Source organism: Kosmotoga pacifica, assembly GCF_001027025.1.
GTDB lineage: Bacteria > Thermotogota > Thermotogae > Petrotogales > Kosmotogaceae > Kosmotoga_B > Kosmotoga_B pacifica.
Genome location: NZ_CP011232.1, coordinates 2,014,030 through 2,032,455, shown reverse-complemented (window position 1 = coordinate 2,032,455; position 18,426 = coordinate 2,014,030). Strand labels below are relative to the sequence as shown.

Here is an 18,426-nt window from a genome sequence, read left to right as displayed (position 1 = left end):
AGAGCTCGGGCTCTCCTTTTTTTCTTTCCTTTGACATGTTTCTCTTCGAAAACACGGCATTTTCTGGCAAAAATCCGGATTATCTGCAAATACATGTATCAATCATGGATTTTTATAGGATTTTGCTTTATAATTATCATTGATCAATGACTCTGGAAGGAGGTCCTTCAATGTACTTCATCGAGAAAATGCGAGCTATTCCAAGGTTGCCAGACAGAATCAAGAGGTTAGAAGAATTGGCCTACAACTTCTGGTGGACTTGGAACCCCGAAGCAGAAGAATTGTTCAAAGATATGGACCAGAACCTCTGGTATGAAGTCAAAAGAAGCCCTGTAAAGCTCCTCAGACGGATCGATCAGGATAAATTAAACGAGCTTTCAAAGAATGAGGCTTTCCTCGAGAAATATGATGCTGTAATGAAAAATTTTGAACATTATTTGAAAGCCGAGGATACGTGGATGAAGCGGACCCATCCTGAGAAAGCCCACGAACAGATAGCCTATTTCTGCGCTGAGTATGGACTTCATGAGTCTTTCCCTATCTATTCCGGAGGCCTTGGCATTCTCGCGGGTGACCATCTGAAGACGGCCAGTGATCTGGGTATCAACCTTGTTGGAGTTGGATTGCTTTACCGGCATGGTTATTTCAACCAATTTATCGATGAGACAGGCTGGCAACATGCTGAATTTCCGACTTATGACTTTGAAGATTTTCCTGTGAAACCAGCTGTCGATGAAGACGGTGATGAGGTATATGTCAAGGTCGACTTTCCAGAAAGGCGCGTATGGGTAAAAATCTGGCAGGCGCATGTGGGAAGAACACCCCTCATACTTCTGGACACCGATATTCCGCAAAATGATCCTGAGGACAGGAAAATCACTTCGCAACTTTACGGAGGCAATAGAGAAACGAGAATACAGCAAGAAATAGTACTCGGAATCGCAGGAGTGAGGGCACTTCGCCTCCTCGGATACAATCCGAAAGTTTGGCATATGAACGAGGGGCATGCAGCTTTCCTCGGTCTCGAAAGGATAAGAGAGTTCATTCAAAATAAAGGTCTGGATTTCAGAAGTGCTGTCGAAGCAACAAAAGCAAGCAACGTTTTCACAACTCACACGCCGGTTCCAGCCGGTAACGATGTCTTCGATATAAATCTCGTGGATAAGTATTTCAATGATTTCTGGCCAAAGTTAAATACTTCAAGAAGAGAATTTCTTGATCTGGGGATTGAGAAATCCAAGGATGGAAGAGAACACTTTAGTATGACTGTTCTGGCCTTGAGACTTTCTTCCGTTTCCAATGGTGTTAGTGAACTGCATGGTCAGGTTTCCCGCAGGATGTGGACCCACATCTTTCCTGATTTCCCGGAACCAGAAGTCCCCATCGGCCATGTTACAAATGGTGTTCACATATGGACATGGCTGAATAGAGATCTTAAAATACTCTTTGACAAATACTTCCCCGAGAACTGGCACGAAAACGTTACCTCTCCTGAGGTGTGGGAACACATTGATGATATTCCCGACGAGGAACTGTGGCAGATACACCTCAATCTAAAAAAACGAATGCGTACCTTTTTACATGGCAGGTTGAGGCGGCAAAGGATGAGGCTCGGAGAAACTATTGAGGATCTGATGGAAGTCGATGAGATACTCCCTGAAAACATATTGACAATCGGTTTCGCCAGGAGATTTGCTACCTATAAGAGGGCTACGCTTATTTTCAAGGACATAGAAAGGTTAAAGAAAATACTAACGGACCCTGAACGTCCTGTTCAGTTCATTTTTGCAGGTAAGGCTCATCCAGCTGACGATCCGGGGAAAGCCTTGATAAAGAAAATCTACGAGATTTCAAGAATGCCAGAGTTTAAGAACCGCATCGTGATTCTTGAGAACTATGACATGAATATTGCAAGACATATGGTCAGCGGTGTAGATGTATGGCTTAACAACCCGAGACGCCCCCACGAAGCAAGCGGGACGAGTGGGCAAAAAGCCGGTATGAACGGTGTAATAAACTTCAGCGCCCTGGATGGTTGGTGGGTTGAGGGATACAACGGCAAGAACGGTTGGACAATTGGTGATAACAGAGATTACGAAGACACCGAACTTCAGGACAGGATTGACAGTGTCTCCATTTACAGTACTCTAGAAAAAGAGATAGTTCCTCTATATTACAAGGTAAACAAAAATGGCATACCAGTAGATTGGATAAAGAAAATGAAAGAGTCGATAAAGAGTGTGGCTTTGAATTTCAACACACATCGGATGCTTATGGACTATGTTAACGATATTTATCTCAAGGCCATAGGAGCCACGGAATTCGTTGAAAGAGACAATTATGAAGGTGCCGTATCTCTTTCCAGGTGGGAACAACGTTTAAGACAGAACTGGGATTTCATAAGAATCAAGCCGAACATTCCACGACCAGGTTTGAGAAATAGCATCAGTGTTGGACAGCCAATAGAAATCACAGCTAACGTTTATCTCGGTGAATTATCTCCCGAAGAGGTCAAGGTAGAGATCTTCGTTGCTAAGTTCGACGAAGATGAACGAATGATAGGATTCAAGACCTATCCAATGGAAATCAAAAAAGATGATGTCCATGGCGAATATCTGTATTACGGAAAATTCAAAGTAGAAGAAGAAGGAAAAATGGCATACACGGTGCGTGTTGTGCCAAATCCTGACATGATGCCAATCAATAACTTCATTTCATTGGCCAAATGGGTATAAAAAGAAGGTAGAAACCGCCAGACGCGGGCCGTCGCCCGCGTTTTTTATTCTTCGAAGTCAGAAAAATCCGTTAAAGATTTCTCGAAATCAGAGGGCGAAATTTCACCCCACAGGTAAGATTTAAAAAGCCCTGGAAGGGTCCTTAAAGTTTCCAGTTCTTCATCGGTGAAAACCCTTCTCTTGAGATCATAATTATCCCGGAAGACAATCTGGGTTGTGTCATAACCTGCGAGGAGCATCCTGAGAGCCACACTGAATATCTCGTCGATTTCCTGTTCCCTCAAGCCAAACTTGGAAAGTTCGTCAAAGATTTCGTATGGTTCAGCGCCATCAGTTAGCATTCTGAGTACGATGTTGAAGTAATCGGTGTAGTTCATTAAATGTTCAGGCACCTCCTACCATTTCTCTGAAACGGAGCGCGTTGTGTACAGCATTACCCATGTGACAATTATTGAAATACACGTACACATCGAGCCCTTTCGATAAGAATTCTATCACGTCCAGCGCGAAAAATCTCAGCTCATCATCTGAATAGTTATAATTGTATCTTTCACTTCCCTCCGAAACAAACCAATCCGGATTTCTACCGTGGAACCTGAAATAGGCTATTCCATTTCCCGAAACCGGTCGATAGGGGAAGAGCGTGCTAATTTCAGGTTCGTCAGCAACCACAGGAATAGCACCACATTCCAACAAAAAGTTATCGTATTCTTTCCGAGCCCAGCTCTTGTGGCGAAATTCAACCGCCGGCAACACACTATCTTCTATGCATGTGTTCATAACCTTCTCCAAATAGCTAAGGTTTTCTTCAGTAGGTCTGAACGTTGAAGGGAACTGGAAAAGAATAGGCCCGAGTCGGTTCTCAGAAATTATGGGTGCTAGTGCACGTTTGAAAGTCTTTAACTCATCAACAGCTTGATTAGTATTAAGGGTCTTCCAGTGTTCGTGGGTAACAGAACCCGGTGATTTCACCGCGAAGACGAAATCACCGGGGACTTTTCTGGAAATAGCTGCAAGGGTATGATAATCTGGCATACGATAATACGTGAAGTTCAATTCAACAGTATTGAACTTCCAGATAGCGTGATAATAGCTCAGCATCTGAGAAGGTCTGATATCCTCGGGATAAGCGGTTCCTATCCAATTCCGGAAGTAATACCCGCTTGTTCCCAGATATAACACTCTTACAACTCCTCGATTATATACACGTTATCATTATTATTGAGCATCGCAGCGTTAGCTTCATCGACGTCTACATGGAATTCAAGAGCATACGAGCTGCTGACTCTTACTAACACGTCATCGAAGATGGTTTTTCTCTCGCCGTTACCTTCACAGTAAACCATGACCAGCTGTTTATCTTTAACGCCGAGTTTTTCCGCATCCTCTGGGGTCATATGGACGTGCCTTTTGGCGAGAATAACGCCTTTCTCAAGCACGACGGTGCCCTTTGGACCAACGAGCGTGAGTCCAACAGAACCCTCATGATCTCCGGAATCTTTTATGGGTGGTTTTACTCCGAGCTTGAACGCATCTGTTCTGGAGATTTCCACCTGAGTGGCTTTCCTGACGGGTCCAAGAACCCTTACACCCTCAATGGCACCCTTTGGCCCTACGAGGATCACTTTTTCCTTAGCTGCGTACTGCCCTGGTTGACCAAGGTCCTTAATAGGCGTAAGTTCATAGCCCTCTCCAAAAAGAATTTCAAGGTGCTCTTGAGAGAGATGGACGTGCCTGTTGGACACTCCAGCTTTGATCGGATGATTTTTGAGTTTCACCAAAACACCTCCAAGTCAGTTTTTATACTTAAATTTCAATGGACCAACAAGTCCTTTCCTGACCACCGGCTCCGTATTAGCGGGGTAGCTAATCGTTATTTCCAGTGGACCTCTTGCGACATTTATCCACCCAAGTCCCTTTATTGCAACTTCCTGACCGGTCACAAGTTTCAATTTCTTTTTTCTCATACCGTATTCATCAACACTTTGTTGGGTACACGGAGGCTGAAGGAGGCTCCCGAACCATAAAGACCATTTGATATTAGCAGTTTCGGGATTAGTCTCGTGCACCGTCACATTTTCGGAGGTAATCACATGAAAAATTGGTCCAGGAAGCTCGCCCGTTTCTGCATCTATTCTAACAAATCCTCCAAGAAACACTGTTCTTGGTTTTTTCTTGACCTTTATGGTGTGTACCATCAGCTTTTTTTCGGGTAATACTCTGGATTGACAAACGGCATCGAGAAGATCGGTTACCCTGTCTTTCGTTATGATTCCGGGTGTGTCGATGAAAGTCAAACCATGTTCTCTGTTTCGAAACTCGATGGCTTTAAGGGTAGTTCCGGGAAAGCGACTAATAGTCAATGTATCTCTATCGGCGAGCGCATTTAGAACCGAGGATTTACCAACATTAGTAACACCAATCGTGAGAAATTTCCTCGATCTCTTTCCCTTCAGGAATTTAAGCAAGCTCGCCACTCCCCTCCTTTTTTTTGCGGACATGAGGCGTATTCTTGTGCTCTGAACCTTAAACCTATCCTTTACCCATCTTTTTATCTCCATGGGTGTGATTTCCTCCGGGATCAGGTCGACTTTATTAACCAGATAAAAAACCTGGTGGTCTTTAAGAAGTTCTACGATTTCCTTTCTGAACGTTCCTTCAAAATCAAAGATGTCAATAATATAAAGAACATTGGGCGCTAGATTCAAATAACGCCTTAATAGTTCCAGTGAGTGGTCAAAATCAAAGCCATCAATAAGTTTCCCGTAGTGCTTCAAAGAAAAACAACGCTTACAGTAGACCTCTTTCCCTTCTACTAGCCTGCGCTCAAGTACTTCGACCGGTATGTATCCCGGTTCGTTTTCTGCTGTGGTCTGAATCTCAATACCGCATCCTTTGCACTTCACCGCTTCATTTCCTCCAACACTGTTTTGTTCTTTATAAATTTGAGGAGTAGTTTTTCAAGTTTTCTCATCAAACGTGTCCAGAAAAACTCTTGCTCAGAAATTGGATTGACTTTTATTGTAAAACAGCCTAAAAGATTCCCCATCAATATATCTGTAAAAAGTTGATCCCCGATAATGACTGTATGATAAGTCTTTATGCCTCTTTTACTCAAATATCTTCTGGTTTTGTATGGGAAAGGCTTTCGGGCTTCTGGAATGACATCAACACCTTGAATAAACGCATCGACTCCTCTGAGTCTCTTCCTCTTACCATTAGAGATTATAACTACCTTCATTCCGATTAGCTGAATACGCCTTATGAGAAGTTCCCTTTCATTCGATAACTCGTCACTTCCCCAGGGCTCAAGCGTGTTATCGAAGTCAAGGATCATAAGTTCATAACCAGCCTCTTTCAACTGTTCAAAATCTATATCTGAAATATCATCGGCAAAGAGGTGAGGAGAAATGAGCTCTGTAATCCTGAAAAACCAGCCAATTGTATAGAAAAAAACAGTATAAGCCGCAATAGTCATGAAGGCGCTGACTTTCTTATAAAACGCGGCGTCTTTGTTCATGACCGGTTTGACCATGATAGTGTACATTCCCATGCGATTGCCCGCAATAACGTCAGTAAGGAAAAGATCTCCAACAATCACGGCTCTTTCCGGTGTGGATTCGAGTTCTTTTAAAACTTTCAGAAGTTCTCTTGTACCAGGTTTCCTCATAGAATAATATAGTTTGACGCGATCACCAAAGAACTCATGCATATTTCTTACTCTTTCAAATGGCGCGTTCGTAACCACGGCTACTTTTAAACCGCGTTCCAGGAGCTTTTCGATAACTTCTCTGTTTCTTGCATCAAATTCCGAACGCCATACTGCAAGCGTGTTATCGTAATCGAAAAGTATAGTATCATATCCCAGATCAATGAGGCGATCGTAATCTATATCCCTTACGCTTTTCGCCCTTTCTCTGGGAAGCGGTAATTTCAACAGATCAAGTATGACCCGGGTTTTCACGTATCTCCACCACTTCCAGATCTATAACGTTTTTTATGCTATCAAGGAATTTTAAGGCTTCTTCGAGAAGGTCACCTGGAACGATGATCTTGAGGTATCCCTCTTCAGTGGTATGCCTTATATTCATGAGGTTGTCTTGCGCTTCAGCAATATAACAAAGTACGTGAATATCCGGCCTCGCTATCCTGACGTACAGATCATATTCTTTTGGTATCTGTCTTTTCGTTCTCATTGCACACCTCTCTACAATAATTCCGCTGCTGCGGTGGCCAGCTCAGATCTTTCACCCTTCACAAGAGTTATATGCCCCGCAAGCGGGTGAGATACAAATTTAGAAGCAGCGTAAACCAGACCACAACTGTTGGTATCGAGGTATATGTTGTCTATTTGGTAAGGGTCGCCTATAAGGATCACCTTAGTGTCTTCTCCTATACGTGTCAATATTGTCTTCACTTCATGCGGCGTTAAATTCTGTGCCTCGTCTATAATCATATATTGATTCGGTATGGAACGACCACGTATGTAACTTAGTACTTCAACCCCCAGTTTATCGCTTCGTTTAAGAAATGTATCAGGATCCACGTGACGGTTTGTGAATAGAAGGAAAAGATTGTCGTATATTGGCTGCATCCACGGTCTCATCTTCTCTTCCTGTGACCCTGGCAAATACCCGATATCTTGCCCCATCGGTATAACAGGCCTTGATACAATCAACCTCTCATAGAGTTTTTCGTCCACAGTTTTTCTCATTCCCGCCGCTAGAGAGAGCAAAGTTTTGCCCGTTCCAGCTATTCCAGGCATAGCAACAAACTTTATCCTGTCATCCAGAAGTAATTCAAACGCGAAGAGTTGCTCTCTGTTTCGCGGAAAGATCCCCCAACAGGAAGTTTCCACGGAAACAGACAGTCTCACCACACTCTTTCCATCCGGTTCCACCCTGCCGTAAACTCCCTCACCAAAGTCTAGAAATGTATTAGGATAAAGCTCTGTCCCAATATCCCTAACCGAAACACTTCCAATTCTGTTGAACCTTTCCCTCAATGAAGGATCGTGAAGTTCTTTTACACCTGAGAGAATCTCGTCAATTACAACTTTGTCCGCTAGGTAATCCTGTGTAGAAATCCCAAGCACGTCCGCTTTCACTCTGAGATTGATATCTTTTGTCACGAGAATTGTATGTTTTTTATCACGTTTCTTCAGCTCTAATGAATATAGAAGAATCTTGTTATCCTTGTAACTTTCCGCCATAAAAGGTGGCAGTGTGGCATGGAACTCGTTGAATATCAGTATCTTGACCAACCCACCAGAATCGATACGCACACCCTTTGTGAGGTCCCCAGATTTTCTGAGCTCATCGAGCTTTCTGTTGACTTCCCTCGCCCTCTGACCGAGGGAACCAGGCTTTGATTTCAGCTTGTCAATTTCTTCAAGTACCGGGAAAGGGATAATCAATATATTGTCTTCAAATTTTTCGATACAGTCCGGATCGTGAACCAACACGTTGGTATCAAGAACGAAGTTCTTCACCATACTAGCCCCTCCAATGTCTCAAATATATACCCAGCTTTGAGAAACCTCCCAGCTTTTCCACGAGTGCCAGAAACACTTTCGCAGCTACTCTGGCATCGTCAAGGGCACGATGAGTTGGTACATCTCTGACCTTCAATCTGGCAGCGAGTCCTGCAAGGCTATAAGGACCTTCCTTAAAGAGACTTCTTGCCAGTTCATATGTATCTATATAGTCATTGGAAAATGGAAACATCCCCGCTTCTTTTGCAGCCATATCAAAAAACCTCATATCCACCGCAATGCTGTGACCAACGATCACAGCATTTCCTACGTATTCTCTGAATTTAGGGAACACTTCCAACATACTGGGTTCATCATTGACATCAGTGTTCTTGAGACCGTGAATGCTGCTTATGGCAGCTGGTATGGTAACCTGAGGATTAATAAGAGAATGAAAGCGCAACTCATAATAAATCTTACCATGATAAATGGGTATCGCAGCTATTTCTATTATCCTATCACCAAGAAGGGGATTTGATCCGGTTGTTTCAGTGTCAACGACTACAAATACCTTGTTCATCTCGTCGATTACCTCCTGTGAAGATTTTAACACGTTGAAAGGTATTTATCTGCTGGAATTCCATGAACCTAAATCGAGTGTTTGCTGTAAACTATCAATGAGGAGGGATCGGATGAGGATAGAAATCCGACACAAGCGGGAAAATGAAGAAGTAAAAAGCATCATCACTGAGGAAATAGATAGACTTCTAAAGAATTTTTCGGGCTATTCGGAAAAAGTGGAAAAACAGTGGCGGGGAGATGTCCTGATCATCTTTTCTGAAGTGATGGGCTCCAGAATAAATGGAACTGTGACAATCAACGATAAATGGGTGATACTCGATTTCAAGCTGCCCATTTTCGCGCTCCCTTTCAAAGAAAAAATAAAGAAAACGATTACTCAAAGACTGAAAGAGCTCCTTGAATCTTGAGAGATTTACTGGAAAATACTTCTTTAAGAAGACTAAATTGTTTAAATGCTGAGGTCATCTCATTTTTCATGGACTTTTGAAATAGGGAAAACCGGAGAAGTTCAAATGGCTGAAGAGATAGGACCCGGGCTTCCCTCTAGAAACCATAGATTCGTTTTCCCTATAAAGTTGGATAGTAGGGAAGATATGGATAGTCTTTACATTGTGTCCCCTCCCCCGTAATTTACTATGTTGAATCTATCGCCCCCTGAAGATATTCTTTATGTTTTCATACTCTCTGAGTGAAAAGAGTTTTGAAAGCACGAGATATACGATAGCACCGGAAACAATTTCAATAGCACTTGAGAGCAGTGATGGACGAAGCAGAGATTTTTCAAGAATGATCACAATAACCATGAGACTGCTCACTATGGCGATCTTCAATAATTCAAACAACTGTTTTTTTGCAAGGCTGGTCTTTAAGAGTATTCCCGAGGCTACGGCAAATGCTCCAAATATACCCGCAAGAGTCGTTGCCCAAGCAATGCCAACAGGACCATAGATGAGCCCCAAAACGATGTCAAGCAAGATGTTAATCCCCGCCATCAAAGCAGCTATGATGGAGGGGAACCTTGGGTTTTTTCGAGAATAATGAACCCTGGAAAAAATATTGAATAGTCCATAAAAAGGTAACCCCACGGCATATGCTTTTAAAATGCGAGCTGTTATTATCGTGTCCTGATAAGTAAAAGCACCTCTCTGAAACAGTAAAGATACGATTTCCTCAGAAAGCACTATGAGGCCAAGCATCGCCGGTATAACAAAATACAGGAGCGTCTCGAGGGAAGACCACATCGTTTCGTTGAACTTCTCCTTGTTTTCTACGTATTTTGATAGCTCTGCCAGAACTACAGTCGCAACGGAGACAGCAAATACACCCAATGGGAGTTGATAAAGCCTCATCGCGTATTGCAGACTCGACACTGCCCCTGAACCGAGCTCTGTAGCAACCCTCGTGTCAACAAGTGAATTCACCTGGGCGATAGCGGGTGAAATCATCGTCAAACCGAATAACTTTAGAAACTCTTTAGCGTCTTTTCTGTTGAATCGCGGCCTGAATTTGAAACCCTTCCTTTTAGCTGCAACAGCCAGTATGGTCACCTGCGCAGCACCGCCAACAACGAATGCTATGGCTGGGGCGAGAATAGGTGGATTGAAATATTTTGAAAGAACAATACCTATTATCGTCGAGATATTTATAAAAGCTGGGGAAAGTGCGGCAAGAAAATAAGCATCAAAACTATTTAACACACCATAAAAAACACTCCAAGTGGAAACGAGGAGGATGAAGGGAAAGGTTATTTTCATCAATTTCGAAGTAAGCTGGATTACTTCTGGGCTAAATCCCCCGGCAAATACCCTCGTCACAGGGGTAGAAAAGAACACACCCGATGCTGAAATAACCGATGTAATAGCGATAATGAGCAACAGTACGGTAGATGTAAATTCAAAAGACTCTTCAAGAGATTTTCTTCGTCTTTCGGCGAACATGGGGATAAAAGTCAGTGAAAGAGCACCTTCAGCAAAAATTTTCCTCAAAAAAAAGGGAATCATAATCGCTACGAGGTAAGCATCGTACTGACTGGAAGTGCCAAAATAACCCGCAAAGAACGCGTCTCTCAAAAGACCTGTAACTCGTGAAATCATTGTTGCTAATCCAAAGGCCAGCGTTCCTTTGATAACGTTATTCTTCATGACCTGCCCTCCAACAAGATTCCTATCAATTATAGCGCAACAAAGCACCTTTATTCATTTTTCCAGTTTCCATGCATACAACAAAGAGAAGAGATCCTGAGGTCTGATATCCTCATGACAAAAACTTTACTTTTAATCTTCAGGACAGGTAGTACATTCAATTAGAGCTTCGGCACAGTATAGAGATACTTTCTATTTCACGTATATATGTACCATCAGTGGAAATTCTAAAGTAAACACAAACAAGAAATAACCAGACATAGCTGGTTATTTCTGAATGAGGAGTATTCATTTTGTGGGAATTCTAAAGTCTTTCCTTCGATATGTTCAATCTGGTTAGTTTAATTACATCATTCACTTCCTGCATTGGTCTTCGGCTCTTTCAAAACCCTTGTAGAATTCAATATGGCTAATAGAGCAACGCCCACGTCTGCGAACACAGCTTCCCACATGGTCGCATGTCCTAAGACTCCAAGAAGTATAAACAATCCTTTTACCCCTAAGGCTAAGACGATATTTTGAATCACAATGTTATGAGTAGAATTGGCTATTCTCATAGCAACAGGAAGCTTTGAAGGCTTATCATCCATTATGACAACATCGGCGGTTTCAATAGCGGCATCAGAACCTAGCCCCCCCATAGCTACTCCAATGTCTGCGCTCGCAATTACCGGTGAATCGTTTATTCCATCACCAACAAAGACAACTTTCTTACTGTTCTCCTTTATTCGTTCCAAGATATCAACTTTCTCATTTGGTAAGAGCTGTGCATGGTATTCGTCAACACCAAGCATCGAGGCAACTTTTTCAGCGACCGCTTGATTATCACCAGTTAGCATTATCACCCTTTTTATGGAAAGTTTTTTCAGTTCCTCTATCGCTTTCTTAGAATCCTCTTTTATCTTATCGGATATTATTATTCGACCTGCGAGTTTATTTTCGACAGCAACATAAACCACAGTACCCGGTACATTTAGTTCTTCTTTCTCGAAATCAATATCATTAGCTTTAAGGAGTTTTTCGTTTCCAACGAGTATTCTTTTCCCTGAAATCGTCGCAATTACACCATGACCGGATATTTCTTCGAATTTTTCGACATTATTGTTCTCAAGATTACCAACGTAGCTATAAATAGAGATCGCTATTGGATGGTTAGAATGAGCTTCCGCCAATGCGGCAAGATTTATCACTTCTTCTTTGGTATAACCATTGAAACTCTCTATGCCCGATACGTTAAAAACCCCTTCGGTAAGTGTACCTGTTTTATCAAAAACAACGGTATCAGCGTTTCTAAGTGCATCGAGATAATTACCACCTTTGACCAGTATTCCATGCTTTGAGGCGTTACCTATACCTCCGAAATATCCCAGGGGAATGGAAATGACAAGGGCACACGGGCACGAAATAACGAGCAACACGAGTGCACGTTGTAACCAGACAGCCAGACTAGCGTCTGGTATTAGCAAAGGCGGCAGGAAAGCCACAGCTGCGGCTCCAAAAACGACAAAGGGTGTGTAATATTTTGAAAACTTTGTAATGAACTTTTCTGTTGGAGCTTTTTTTGAAGCAGCATTTTCAACTAACTCTAGTATCTTTGTAGCGTAAGAATTTTCCAGCGATTTTTGAACTTTTATCCTCAACAAACCAGAAGTATTTATCATTCCAGAAAGAACCTCATCCCCTGGTTTTGTTTTTCGTGGAACACTTTCGCCGGTCAATGCAGAGGTATCGAGGAATGACTCACCCTCAATAACTATTCCGTCGAGTGGTATCTTTTCTCCGGGTTTGACCAATATTGTATGACCAGGTTTGACTTCTTCCGGCGAGACTTTTTCAAGCTTTCCATCAACCTCTAAATTTGCATACTCAGCTCTTAAAGAGAGAAGTGATCTTATGGATCGCCTTGATTTTCCAACTGCAAAACCTTCAAAAAGTTCTCCAACTGAAAAGAAAAGCATTACAGCTACAGCCTCGGGAAATTCACCGATAAAAATCGCTCCCAAAGTTGCGATTGACATGAGAAAGTTTTCGCCAAACAAAGTACCTTTCACAGCATTTTTCACTGCTCCGACTAATACTTCCCAGCCACTAATAATGTAGGCTGTGAGAAAGAGCCCTATATTAACTGCAACTGGCATTCCCAAATCAAAGAACCTGTAAATCACTCCAATTGCAAAGAAAGAACCAGAAATTGTTAGTCTTACTATCTGCCTTTTGAGTTCATTCTCGTTTTCCATTTCAGAATCTTTATTTGTACCATCCTCAAAGACCACTCCAGGTTCAATTTTGCTTGCAATTTCCTGGACTTTCTCCATCTCTTTCTCATCAACAAGCAATGTTTGTGTAGTAAAATTCAGCGTAACCTTAATTCCTTGCTCTTTTGCTGCATTCTCAATTTTCGCCGCGCAGCTCGCGCAATCCAGATTTTTTACTCTATATTTTTTCCGCATCTTTATTCCTCCAGAAATTCTTCAAAATGCTCTTTAGCAACGTTTATCAGATCCATAACATGTTTATCGGTAAGAGAATAAAAGACCACTTTCCCTTCTCTTCTATACTTGACAATCCTAAAAGCTTTCAACAACCTTAGATGATGAGAAACAGAAGGTAGTGTTATTCCAAGTATTTCTGCAAGATCGCAGGTGCACAGTTCCTTCAATGAAAGCAAGTAAATTATCTTAGTTCTCGTCTCATCAGATAAAACCTTGAATAACTCCGATAATCCCGCGACTTCATTCGCTTTCTCTTTGAATTTTTCGGTATTTATATGGGTTTTGTATATCTGGCAATAATCCTTTTTCTCCATGGAACACACCCCTTTTATAAACGATTAGATAATTATCAAATCGTATTATACGATAATACAGGGTCTGTTGTCAATTCATTATTAATTAGGAGAACATTACTTCTATATCTCAGTTTCTATAAGTCCCAATAAAAAAGGCCTACCATCTCTGGTAGGCCTTTTCAGGTTTATTGGAATTATTCGACTGTTTTTACGTTTATTGCCTGAGCGCCCTTCTGGCCATTTTCAATGTCAAATTCTACTCTCTGGCCTTCTTCAAGCGTTCTGAACCCGTCCGTAGCAATTCCTGAAAAATGGACAAAAACGTCTTCTCCTTCGTCTCTGGTAATGAATCCGTAGCCTTTCTGGGCATTGAACCACTTAACTGTTCCTTTCATGTTTCCTCCTGAAAATCACTTGCACCACTTGCAAGTAGCAAATTATCCTTTCGGATATAAAAATTGTACCCTGTTTCGACGCTCTTAATATGTCTATCACATGTACTCAATGTGCCATTCTCACTTAGGCACTTAACATCTGTCTTATGAAGAATTCTAAATGCTTTCGCCTTCAGAAAAAATTTCTCTTGGAGAGCCTCTTATCTATTTTTCAATGACTGCTTGGATAATAAGCCATTTAAAAAGCTCGAGAGTATTTGACTAAACGCCTGTTGTTTGTTTTCATTACAATCATGGCAATTCAAAGACAGTATTACACCTGAATTCCGGGAATTTCCTGAACCGTTCAAGCTTTTATAGAATCCCACTAACTTCCAGACAGCAAAACTTCATTGGACACTAAGCCTTTTCAAATCCGTGGGCAAAATCCAGTTTTCTCCATCCGAAACTCTAAAAGAAACGCTCTTTCAATCAAACCTTGTTATATGATAAGCTTTTAACGAACTGGCAATTTATTTCTTTGATTGAAATGCATTAAACACCAATGAACCCCCTGGAAAATCAAAGAATTTGCAAACAGTTTCCTTTATTATTGATTTCATATGCATTGAATGGTGGTGTGAATGGTTTGGTGATAATTCTATATGGCTTAGCCATCGGTTTTGTAATAGCATTAATCGGTTACATGAAAAATCGTTCCACAAGGAATCTTTTTTACGATTCTACTCTGGGCTCAGATGCCATTAAGTATTCTATTGTCGCTGTTATTGCGGCAAAGAACGAGGAAAGAGTTATAGAAACCACTGTTCGCAGCTTATTATCCAGATCGCCGAAAACCTTTAGGGCAATCGTTGTAGATGACAATTCTACGGATTCTACATATGAGATCTTAACGGAACTTGCAAAAGAATACCCAAACCTCGTTGTGCAACGCAACTTTGATACACCAGGAAAATCTGGAGCTTTAAATGTTGCCCTTGATATGATTAAAGAGGACATCGTACTTTTTCTGGATGCTGATGCTCGCGTAGATTGGGATTTTGTTAGAAAATATTCCAAACTATTTGATTCGCCTGATATCAACGTTGTCTTCGCCGATTTCGAATCGTACAATCAGTCGCGCACTTTAGCAGTTATTCTCCAGGACCTATATTTTTCATTTATAAAGGCGTTCGTTTACTCAGGTTTGTTTTCACCAACAATTTTCATGAATAGTGGCGTTTTTATCAGGAGGCAGATTCTTGACGCCGTTGGTAAGTTCGACACCCAAACACTTGTAGATGATTTTGACCTCGCGCTTCGGCTTATGAAAAACAAAATCAAAGTGAAATTTATAATGGGTGAAAAGTGCAAAATACAGTATGCGTTAAGCTTGAAAGACCTATTTTATCAACATTGCAGATGGTATACCGGAGGAATAAAGAAAATTGCTAAGCAGATTTCCCAGGGTCGCTATCTTGGTATTTTGGTCTTCATAGCAATTGGGGCTTTGACGCTTTTTCCGGTATTAATGTTTATATTAGCTTATTTGTTGAGTGCTGAATACTTGCTTAGTGTGGTTTTGCCTTTTTTCCTTAGTATTTTGTTCTCAAGCACTGTAACCAGCTACATTCTACACGATGGACATAGACGAAAAGAAATGTTAATTAATATCATTTTAGGTGCCCCTTTAGCATATTTTCTCTTTCAGATTGCTATCATCTTTTCGCTTATACACGCCTTCGGAAAGAAGAGTGTGTGGCACAAGGTAATACGAGAAAAAACATAAGGTGTCTAACAGGATGTGAAGAAAATGTCTCCGTTAATTACAGTGGTTGTACCTGTCCTCAATGAGGAAGAGTTTTTAGAAGATACACTGAGATCGATCCGTTCCCAAAGTTTCAAAGACTACGAACTCATCGTTGTAGACAATGGGAGCACCGATAAAAGCCCGGAAATCGCATTGAGGTATGCGGATAAGGTTGTTTTCGAAAAACGAAGAGGATCTATTTATGCGATGCATACAGGCTTTGAAATTGCGGCTGGAGATATAATAACCAGTTGTGATGCCGATACGCTTTATCCCAGTGACTGGCTGCTCAAAATGTCAAAAGCTTTTGAAAGAGAGAACATTGTTGCAGTATACGGGCCTATGGCCTTTAGAGAAAATGGACCGGTTTTGAGAAAACTCACCGTATTCAGCTATTGTTTCCTCAATGGGCTTTCAAATCTCGCAGGCGTCAGTTTATCCGGCGCGGCGAATCTTGGGTTTAGAAAGAATGCATACTTCACAGTCGGTGGCTACAAACTGGACAGTAAGATCGCCTCTCAAGATTTTATGCTTGTGAAAAGCCTTAGAAAAACGGGAAAGGTCAAGTTTTGCCCTTCCATGGTGTGTTATACATCAAACAGGCGCTATACAAAGGTTAATTTCATGCACGGTTTAAGAGAAGCCTTCAGATTATGGCTTGATGTGGCTTTGAATAAAAACAAGATTACCTACGATGAATATTACGATGATGATTATTACAAAAAAAAGGAGAAATGATGCAAAAGCAAAACTCTTCCTTACCAGTTAGGAGTATCCTCTTCGGTGTTATCACAAGCATTGTTGTATTACTGGTTATCCAAAAAACCTTTGGAGCCAAAATTGATTTTGAATTATTGATGAATTCCTGGAGCGTCGTTTTCTTGGCTATTTCTCTATTGTTTCTAAGCTGGAGTATTCCGGCATTGAGAATTATTTTGCTTTTAAGAAGCTTGAATGAGCAGTTATCTTATTTTAGATCATACCGGAATATAGTTCTAAGTTTCTTTTTCAGTGCCATTACTCCTTTTGCTGCTGGGGGCCAACCGTTTCAGATCTATGATTTGACAAGAGCGCAGATAAGTGTTTCAAACGCATCTGCAGCTGTCATTTCTCAATATTTGATGACCAATTTTGCTACGACTTTTTTTGCTCTCCTGCTGTTGCCACGTTATCTGACTTATTTTACTAGTTTAGAAACTGCTGGAACAGTTTTTGCAGCAGGCATAGCAATAACCATTATTGCCGGAATTTTTTTTACCATCCTGGCGCTTTCAAGGAAAATGTTAATCAAATTCCTGCATTTCATTTCACGGCGAAAATTCTTGCTAAGAGTAATATGCAAACTAACAAAGAAGGACAGAGAGGCCATTCTGAACAACATCCGCGAAACATTTGAAAGATACAATGCTGGAATGCTTAATATCTGGTCGAAAAGACCCTTTACCTTAATTGTTGACTTTTTACTGGCCATAGGATATTTGTTGATAAACTATAGTATTTTTCACGTTGTTATGGTCAGACTTTTATCACCCGATGGTTTAAGATATCAGTTTTCTTTTATAGACAGCATAGCCGTACAGGTACTTTTAAGCTTTGTAGTTTATTTTATCCCCACACCCGGTTCAAGTGGGGGATTCGAATCCGGCATGTTTGTTATGCTAAAAAACATACTTCCAGATCAACAATTGATTATTGGCATTTCTATCTGGAGGTTTGTTACTTATCACTCCTTGATATTTGTTGGTCTTTTGAACTTTTTGCTAAGCTTCGGCAAAAAGCCACCAAAGGGGGTGAACCAGACGTGATCAAGAAATTATTGATTCATACAATATACGAGGTTATCTGGTTACTTTACGCTGGAATCATATTGTTTATCCTTCCGTTGATTGCAAAATCAAAAGCCAGAGGGGAACTTCCAAAACCTCCATTTATAATGTGCGTGACTCACGTTGGTAATTTCGACCCGTTGTTTGTCGTAAGAACATCTGGGCGATATAGAGCGAAAGCGTTGTATCAGGTGGATGGCCCTTATCCACTGGTAAGATTTCTTTACAAGGCAATCTGGCGATTTAGAGTTACCCAGGACCCAAAAATAAAGCAATCACTAAATAAGGAAACTATCCGGGATGTGATACTGTATCTCAGAAGAGGGGGTACGGTTATGATATTTCCCGAAGGTTACTGGAATTGGAAAAAGAGGCTTTATCCAGGTGTGGCTGTTATAGCCCATAGAGCAAATGTTCCAATTGTGCCAGTTGGGATAGAAAACGGTTATGTTTTCAGACCTGAACTGGATGATGAACCGCCTTTAAAAGCTGTTAGGCGTGTTATTAAAGATTACCGCAAACGCGGAACGATCACGGTTCATTACGGAGAACCCATATACCCGGATATGAACAGGGAAGAAAGAGCTGATGTTGAACAGATAATGAAAGCAATAGAGGAAAAATTCGCAGGGTATTATTATGAATTTTACGATATGGAAGGACCAAAGTGGGCTGGATAATTCATGTAAAGCAAGTC

Annotated in this window: 18 protein-coding genes; 6 read left to right on the top strand and 12 right to left on the bottom strand. The window is 41.3% G+C overall.

Annotated features, from left to right (window positions below; translation table 11 throughout):
* Positions 1–170: 170 nt before the first annotated feature.
* Complete coding sequence (glgP, locus tag IX53_RS09605) at positions 171–2,735, top strand: alpha-glucan family phosphorylase (RefSeq protein ID WP_047755175.1); 2,565 nt, start codon at positions 171–173, stop codon at positions 2,733–2,735.
* A 44-nt stretch (positions 2,736–2,779) separates the two neighbouring features.
* On the opposite strand, the gene IX53_RS09600 is transcribed toward glgP, so the two are convergent.
* Genes IX53_RS09600 through IX53_RS09565 form a run of 8 tightly spaced genes read right to left on the bottom strand, consistent with a single transcriptional unit; the run spans position 2,780 to position 8,788 of the window.
* On the bottom strand, positions 2,780–3,112 hold the full coding sequence (locus tag IX53_RS09600) for a hypothetical protein (protein WP_047755174.1): 333 nt from the start codon (positions 3,110–3,112) through the stop codon (positions 2,780–2,782).
* A gap of 7 nt (positions 3,113–3,119) precedes the next feature.
* Entirely contained in the window at positions 3,120–3,917 is a 798-nt protein-coding gene (locus IX53_RS09595) for a DUF72 domain-containing protein (protein ID WP_047755173.1), read from the bottom strand.
* Between the two features lie 2 nt (positions 3,918–3,919).
* The gene (pduL, locus tag IX53_RS09590) at positions 3,920–4,513 is read right to left on the bottom strand and encodes a phosphate propanoyltransferase (protein ID WP_047755172.1); all 594 of its coding nucleotides are present in this window, start codon (positions 4,511–4,513) and stop codon (positions 3,920–3,922) included.
* Positions 4,514–4,528: 15 nt separating this feature from the next.
* A complete protein-coding gene (locus IX53_RS09585) occupies positions 4,529–5,641 on the bottom strand; it encodes a GTPase (protein ID WP_047755171.1) in 1,113 nt (370 codons plus the stop codon).
* Complete coding sequence (locus IX53_RS10695) at positions 5,638–6,699, bottom strand: YqeG family HAD IIIA-type phosphatase (RefSeq protein ID WP_245612720.1); 1,062 nt, start codon at positions 6,697–6,699, stop codon at positions 5,638–5,640. The genes IX53_RS09585 and IX53_RS10695 overlap by 4 nt, the downstream gene beginning before the upstream one ends.
* Positions 6,677–6,931 carry a DUF4911 domain-containing protein gene (locus IX53_RS09575; protein ID WP_047755170.1) on the bottom strand — a complete coding sequence of 85 codons (255 nt, stop codon included), beginning with the start codon at positions 6,929–6,931 and terminating at the stop codon, positions 6,677–6,679. The genes IX53_RS10695 and IX53_RS09575 overlap by 23 nt, the downstream gene beginning before the upstream one ends.
* Positions 6,932–6,942: 11 nt before the next feature.
* Positions 6,943–8,229 carry a PhoH family protein gene (locus IX53_RS09570; RefSeq protein ID WP_047755169.1) on the bottom strand — a complete coding sequence of 429 codons (1,287 nt, stop codon included), beginning with the start codon at positions 8,227–8,229 and terminating at the stop codon, positions 6,943–6,945.
* A gap of 1 nt (position 8,230) precedes the next feature.
* On the bottom strand, positions 8,231–8,788 hold the full coding sequence (locus IX53_RS09565; protein WP_047755168.1) for a 3'-5' exonuclease: 558 nt from the start codon (positions 8,786–8,788) through the stop codon (positions 8,231–8,233).
* Between the two features lie 112 nt (positions 8,789–8,900).
* Between IX53_RS09565 and IX53_RS11000 the strand changes: the two genes are divergently transcribed.
* Positions 8,901–9,197 carry a polyhydroxyalkanoic acid system family protein gene (locus IX53_RS11000; protein ID WP_047755167.1) on the top strand — a complete coding sequence of 99 codons (297 nt, stop codon included), beginning with the start codon at positions 8,901–8,903 and terminating at the stop codon, positions 9,195–9,197.
* Positions 9,198–9,434: 237 nt separating this feature from the next.
* Here the strand turns inward: IX53_RS11000 and murJ are convergent, their stop codons facing one another.
* The 4 genes from murJ to IX53_RS09540 all read right to left on the bottom strand — a co-directional run bounded on the left by murJ (position 9,435) and on the right by IX53_RS09540 (position 14,114).
* A complete protein-coding gene (gene murJ / locus IX53_RS09555; protein ID WP_047755166.1) occupies positions 9,435–10,931 on the bottom strand; it encodes a murein biosynthesis integral membrane protein MurJ in 1,497 nt (498 codons plus the stop codon).
* A 350-nt stretch (positions 10,932–11,281) separates the two neighbouring features.
* Positions 11,282–13,381: a heavy metal translocating P-type ATPase gene (locus IX53_RS09550; RefSeq protein ID WP_047755165.1), complete on the bottom strand. Its 2,100-nt coding sequence runs from the start codon at positions 13,379–13,381 to the stop codon at positions 11,282–11,284.
* 2 nt (positions 13,382–13,383) lie between these two features.
* On the bottom strand, positions 13,384–13,737 hold the full coding sequence (locus tag IX53_RS09545) for an ArsR/SmtB family transcription factor (protein ID WP_047755164.1): 354 nt from the start codon (positions 13,735–13,737) through the stop codon (positions 13,384–13,386).
* Positions 13,738–13,913: 176 nt separating this feature from the next.
* Positions 13,914–14,114 (bottom strand): cold-shock protein, encoded by a 201-nt coding sequence (locus tag IX53_RS09540; RefSeq protein WP_047755163.1) that lies wholly within the window; start codon positions 14,112–14,114, stop codon positions 13,914–13,916.
* Positions 14,115–14,658: 544 nt separating this feature from the next.
* On the opposite strand from IX53_RS09540, the gene IX53_RS09535 reads away from it, so the two are divergent.
* The 4 genes from IX53_RS09535 to IX53_RS09520 are packed head-to-tail and all read left to right on the top strand — an operon-like array spanning position 14,659 to position 18,409.
* Positions 14,659–15,882 (top strand): glycosyltransferase family 2 protein, encoded by a 1,224-nt coding sequence (locus IX53_RS09535; RefSeq protein WP_082128555.1) that lies wholly within the window; start codon positions 14,659–14,661, stop codon positions 15,880–15,882.
* 24 nt (positions 15,883–15,906) lie between these two features.
* Positions 15,907–16,641, top strand: a complete 735-nt coding sequence (locus tag IX53_RS09530; RefSeq protein WP_047755161.1) for a glycosyltransferase family 2 protein — start codon at positions 15,907–15,909, stop codon at positions 16,639–16,641.
* Positions 16,641–17,708 (top strand): lysylphosphatidylglycerol synthase transmembrane domain-containing protein, encoded by a 1,068-nt coding sequence (locus tag IX53_RS09525; RefSeq protein ID WP_047755160.1) that lies wholly within the window; start codon positions 16,641–16,643, stop codon positions 17,706–17,708. The genes IX53_RS09530 and IX53_RS09525 overlap by 1 nt, the downstream gene beginning before the upstream one ends.
* A complete protein-coding gene (locus IX53_RS09520; RefSeq protein ID WP_047755159.1) occupies positions 17,705–18,409 on the top strand; it encodes a lysophospholipid acyltransferase family protein in 705 nt (234 codons plus the stop codon). Before IX53_RS09525 ends, IX53_RS09520 begins: the two co-directional genes overlap by 4 nt.
* Positions 18,410–18,426 lie beyond the last annotated feature (17 nt).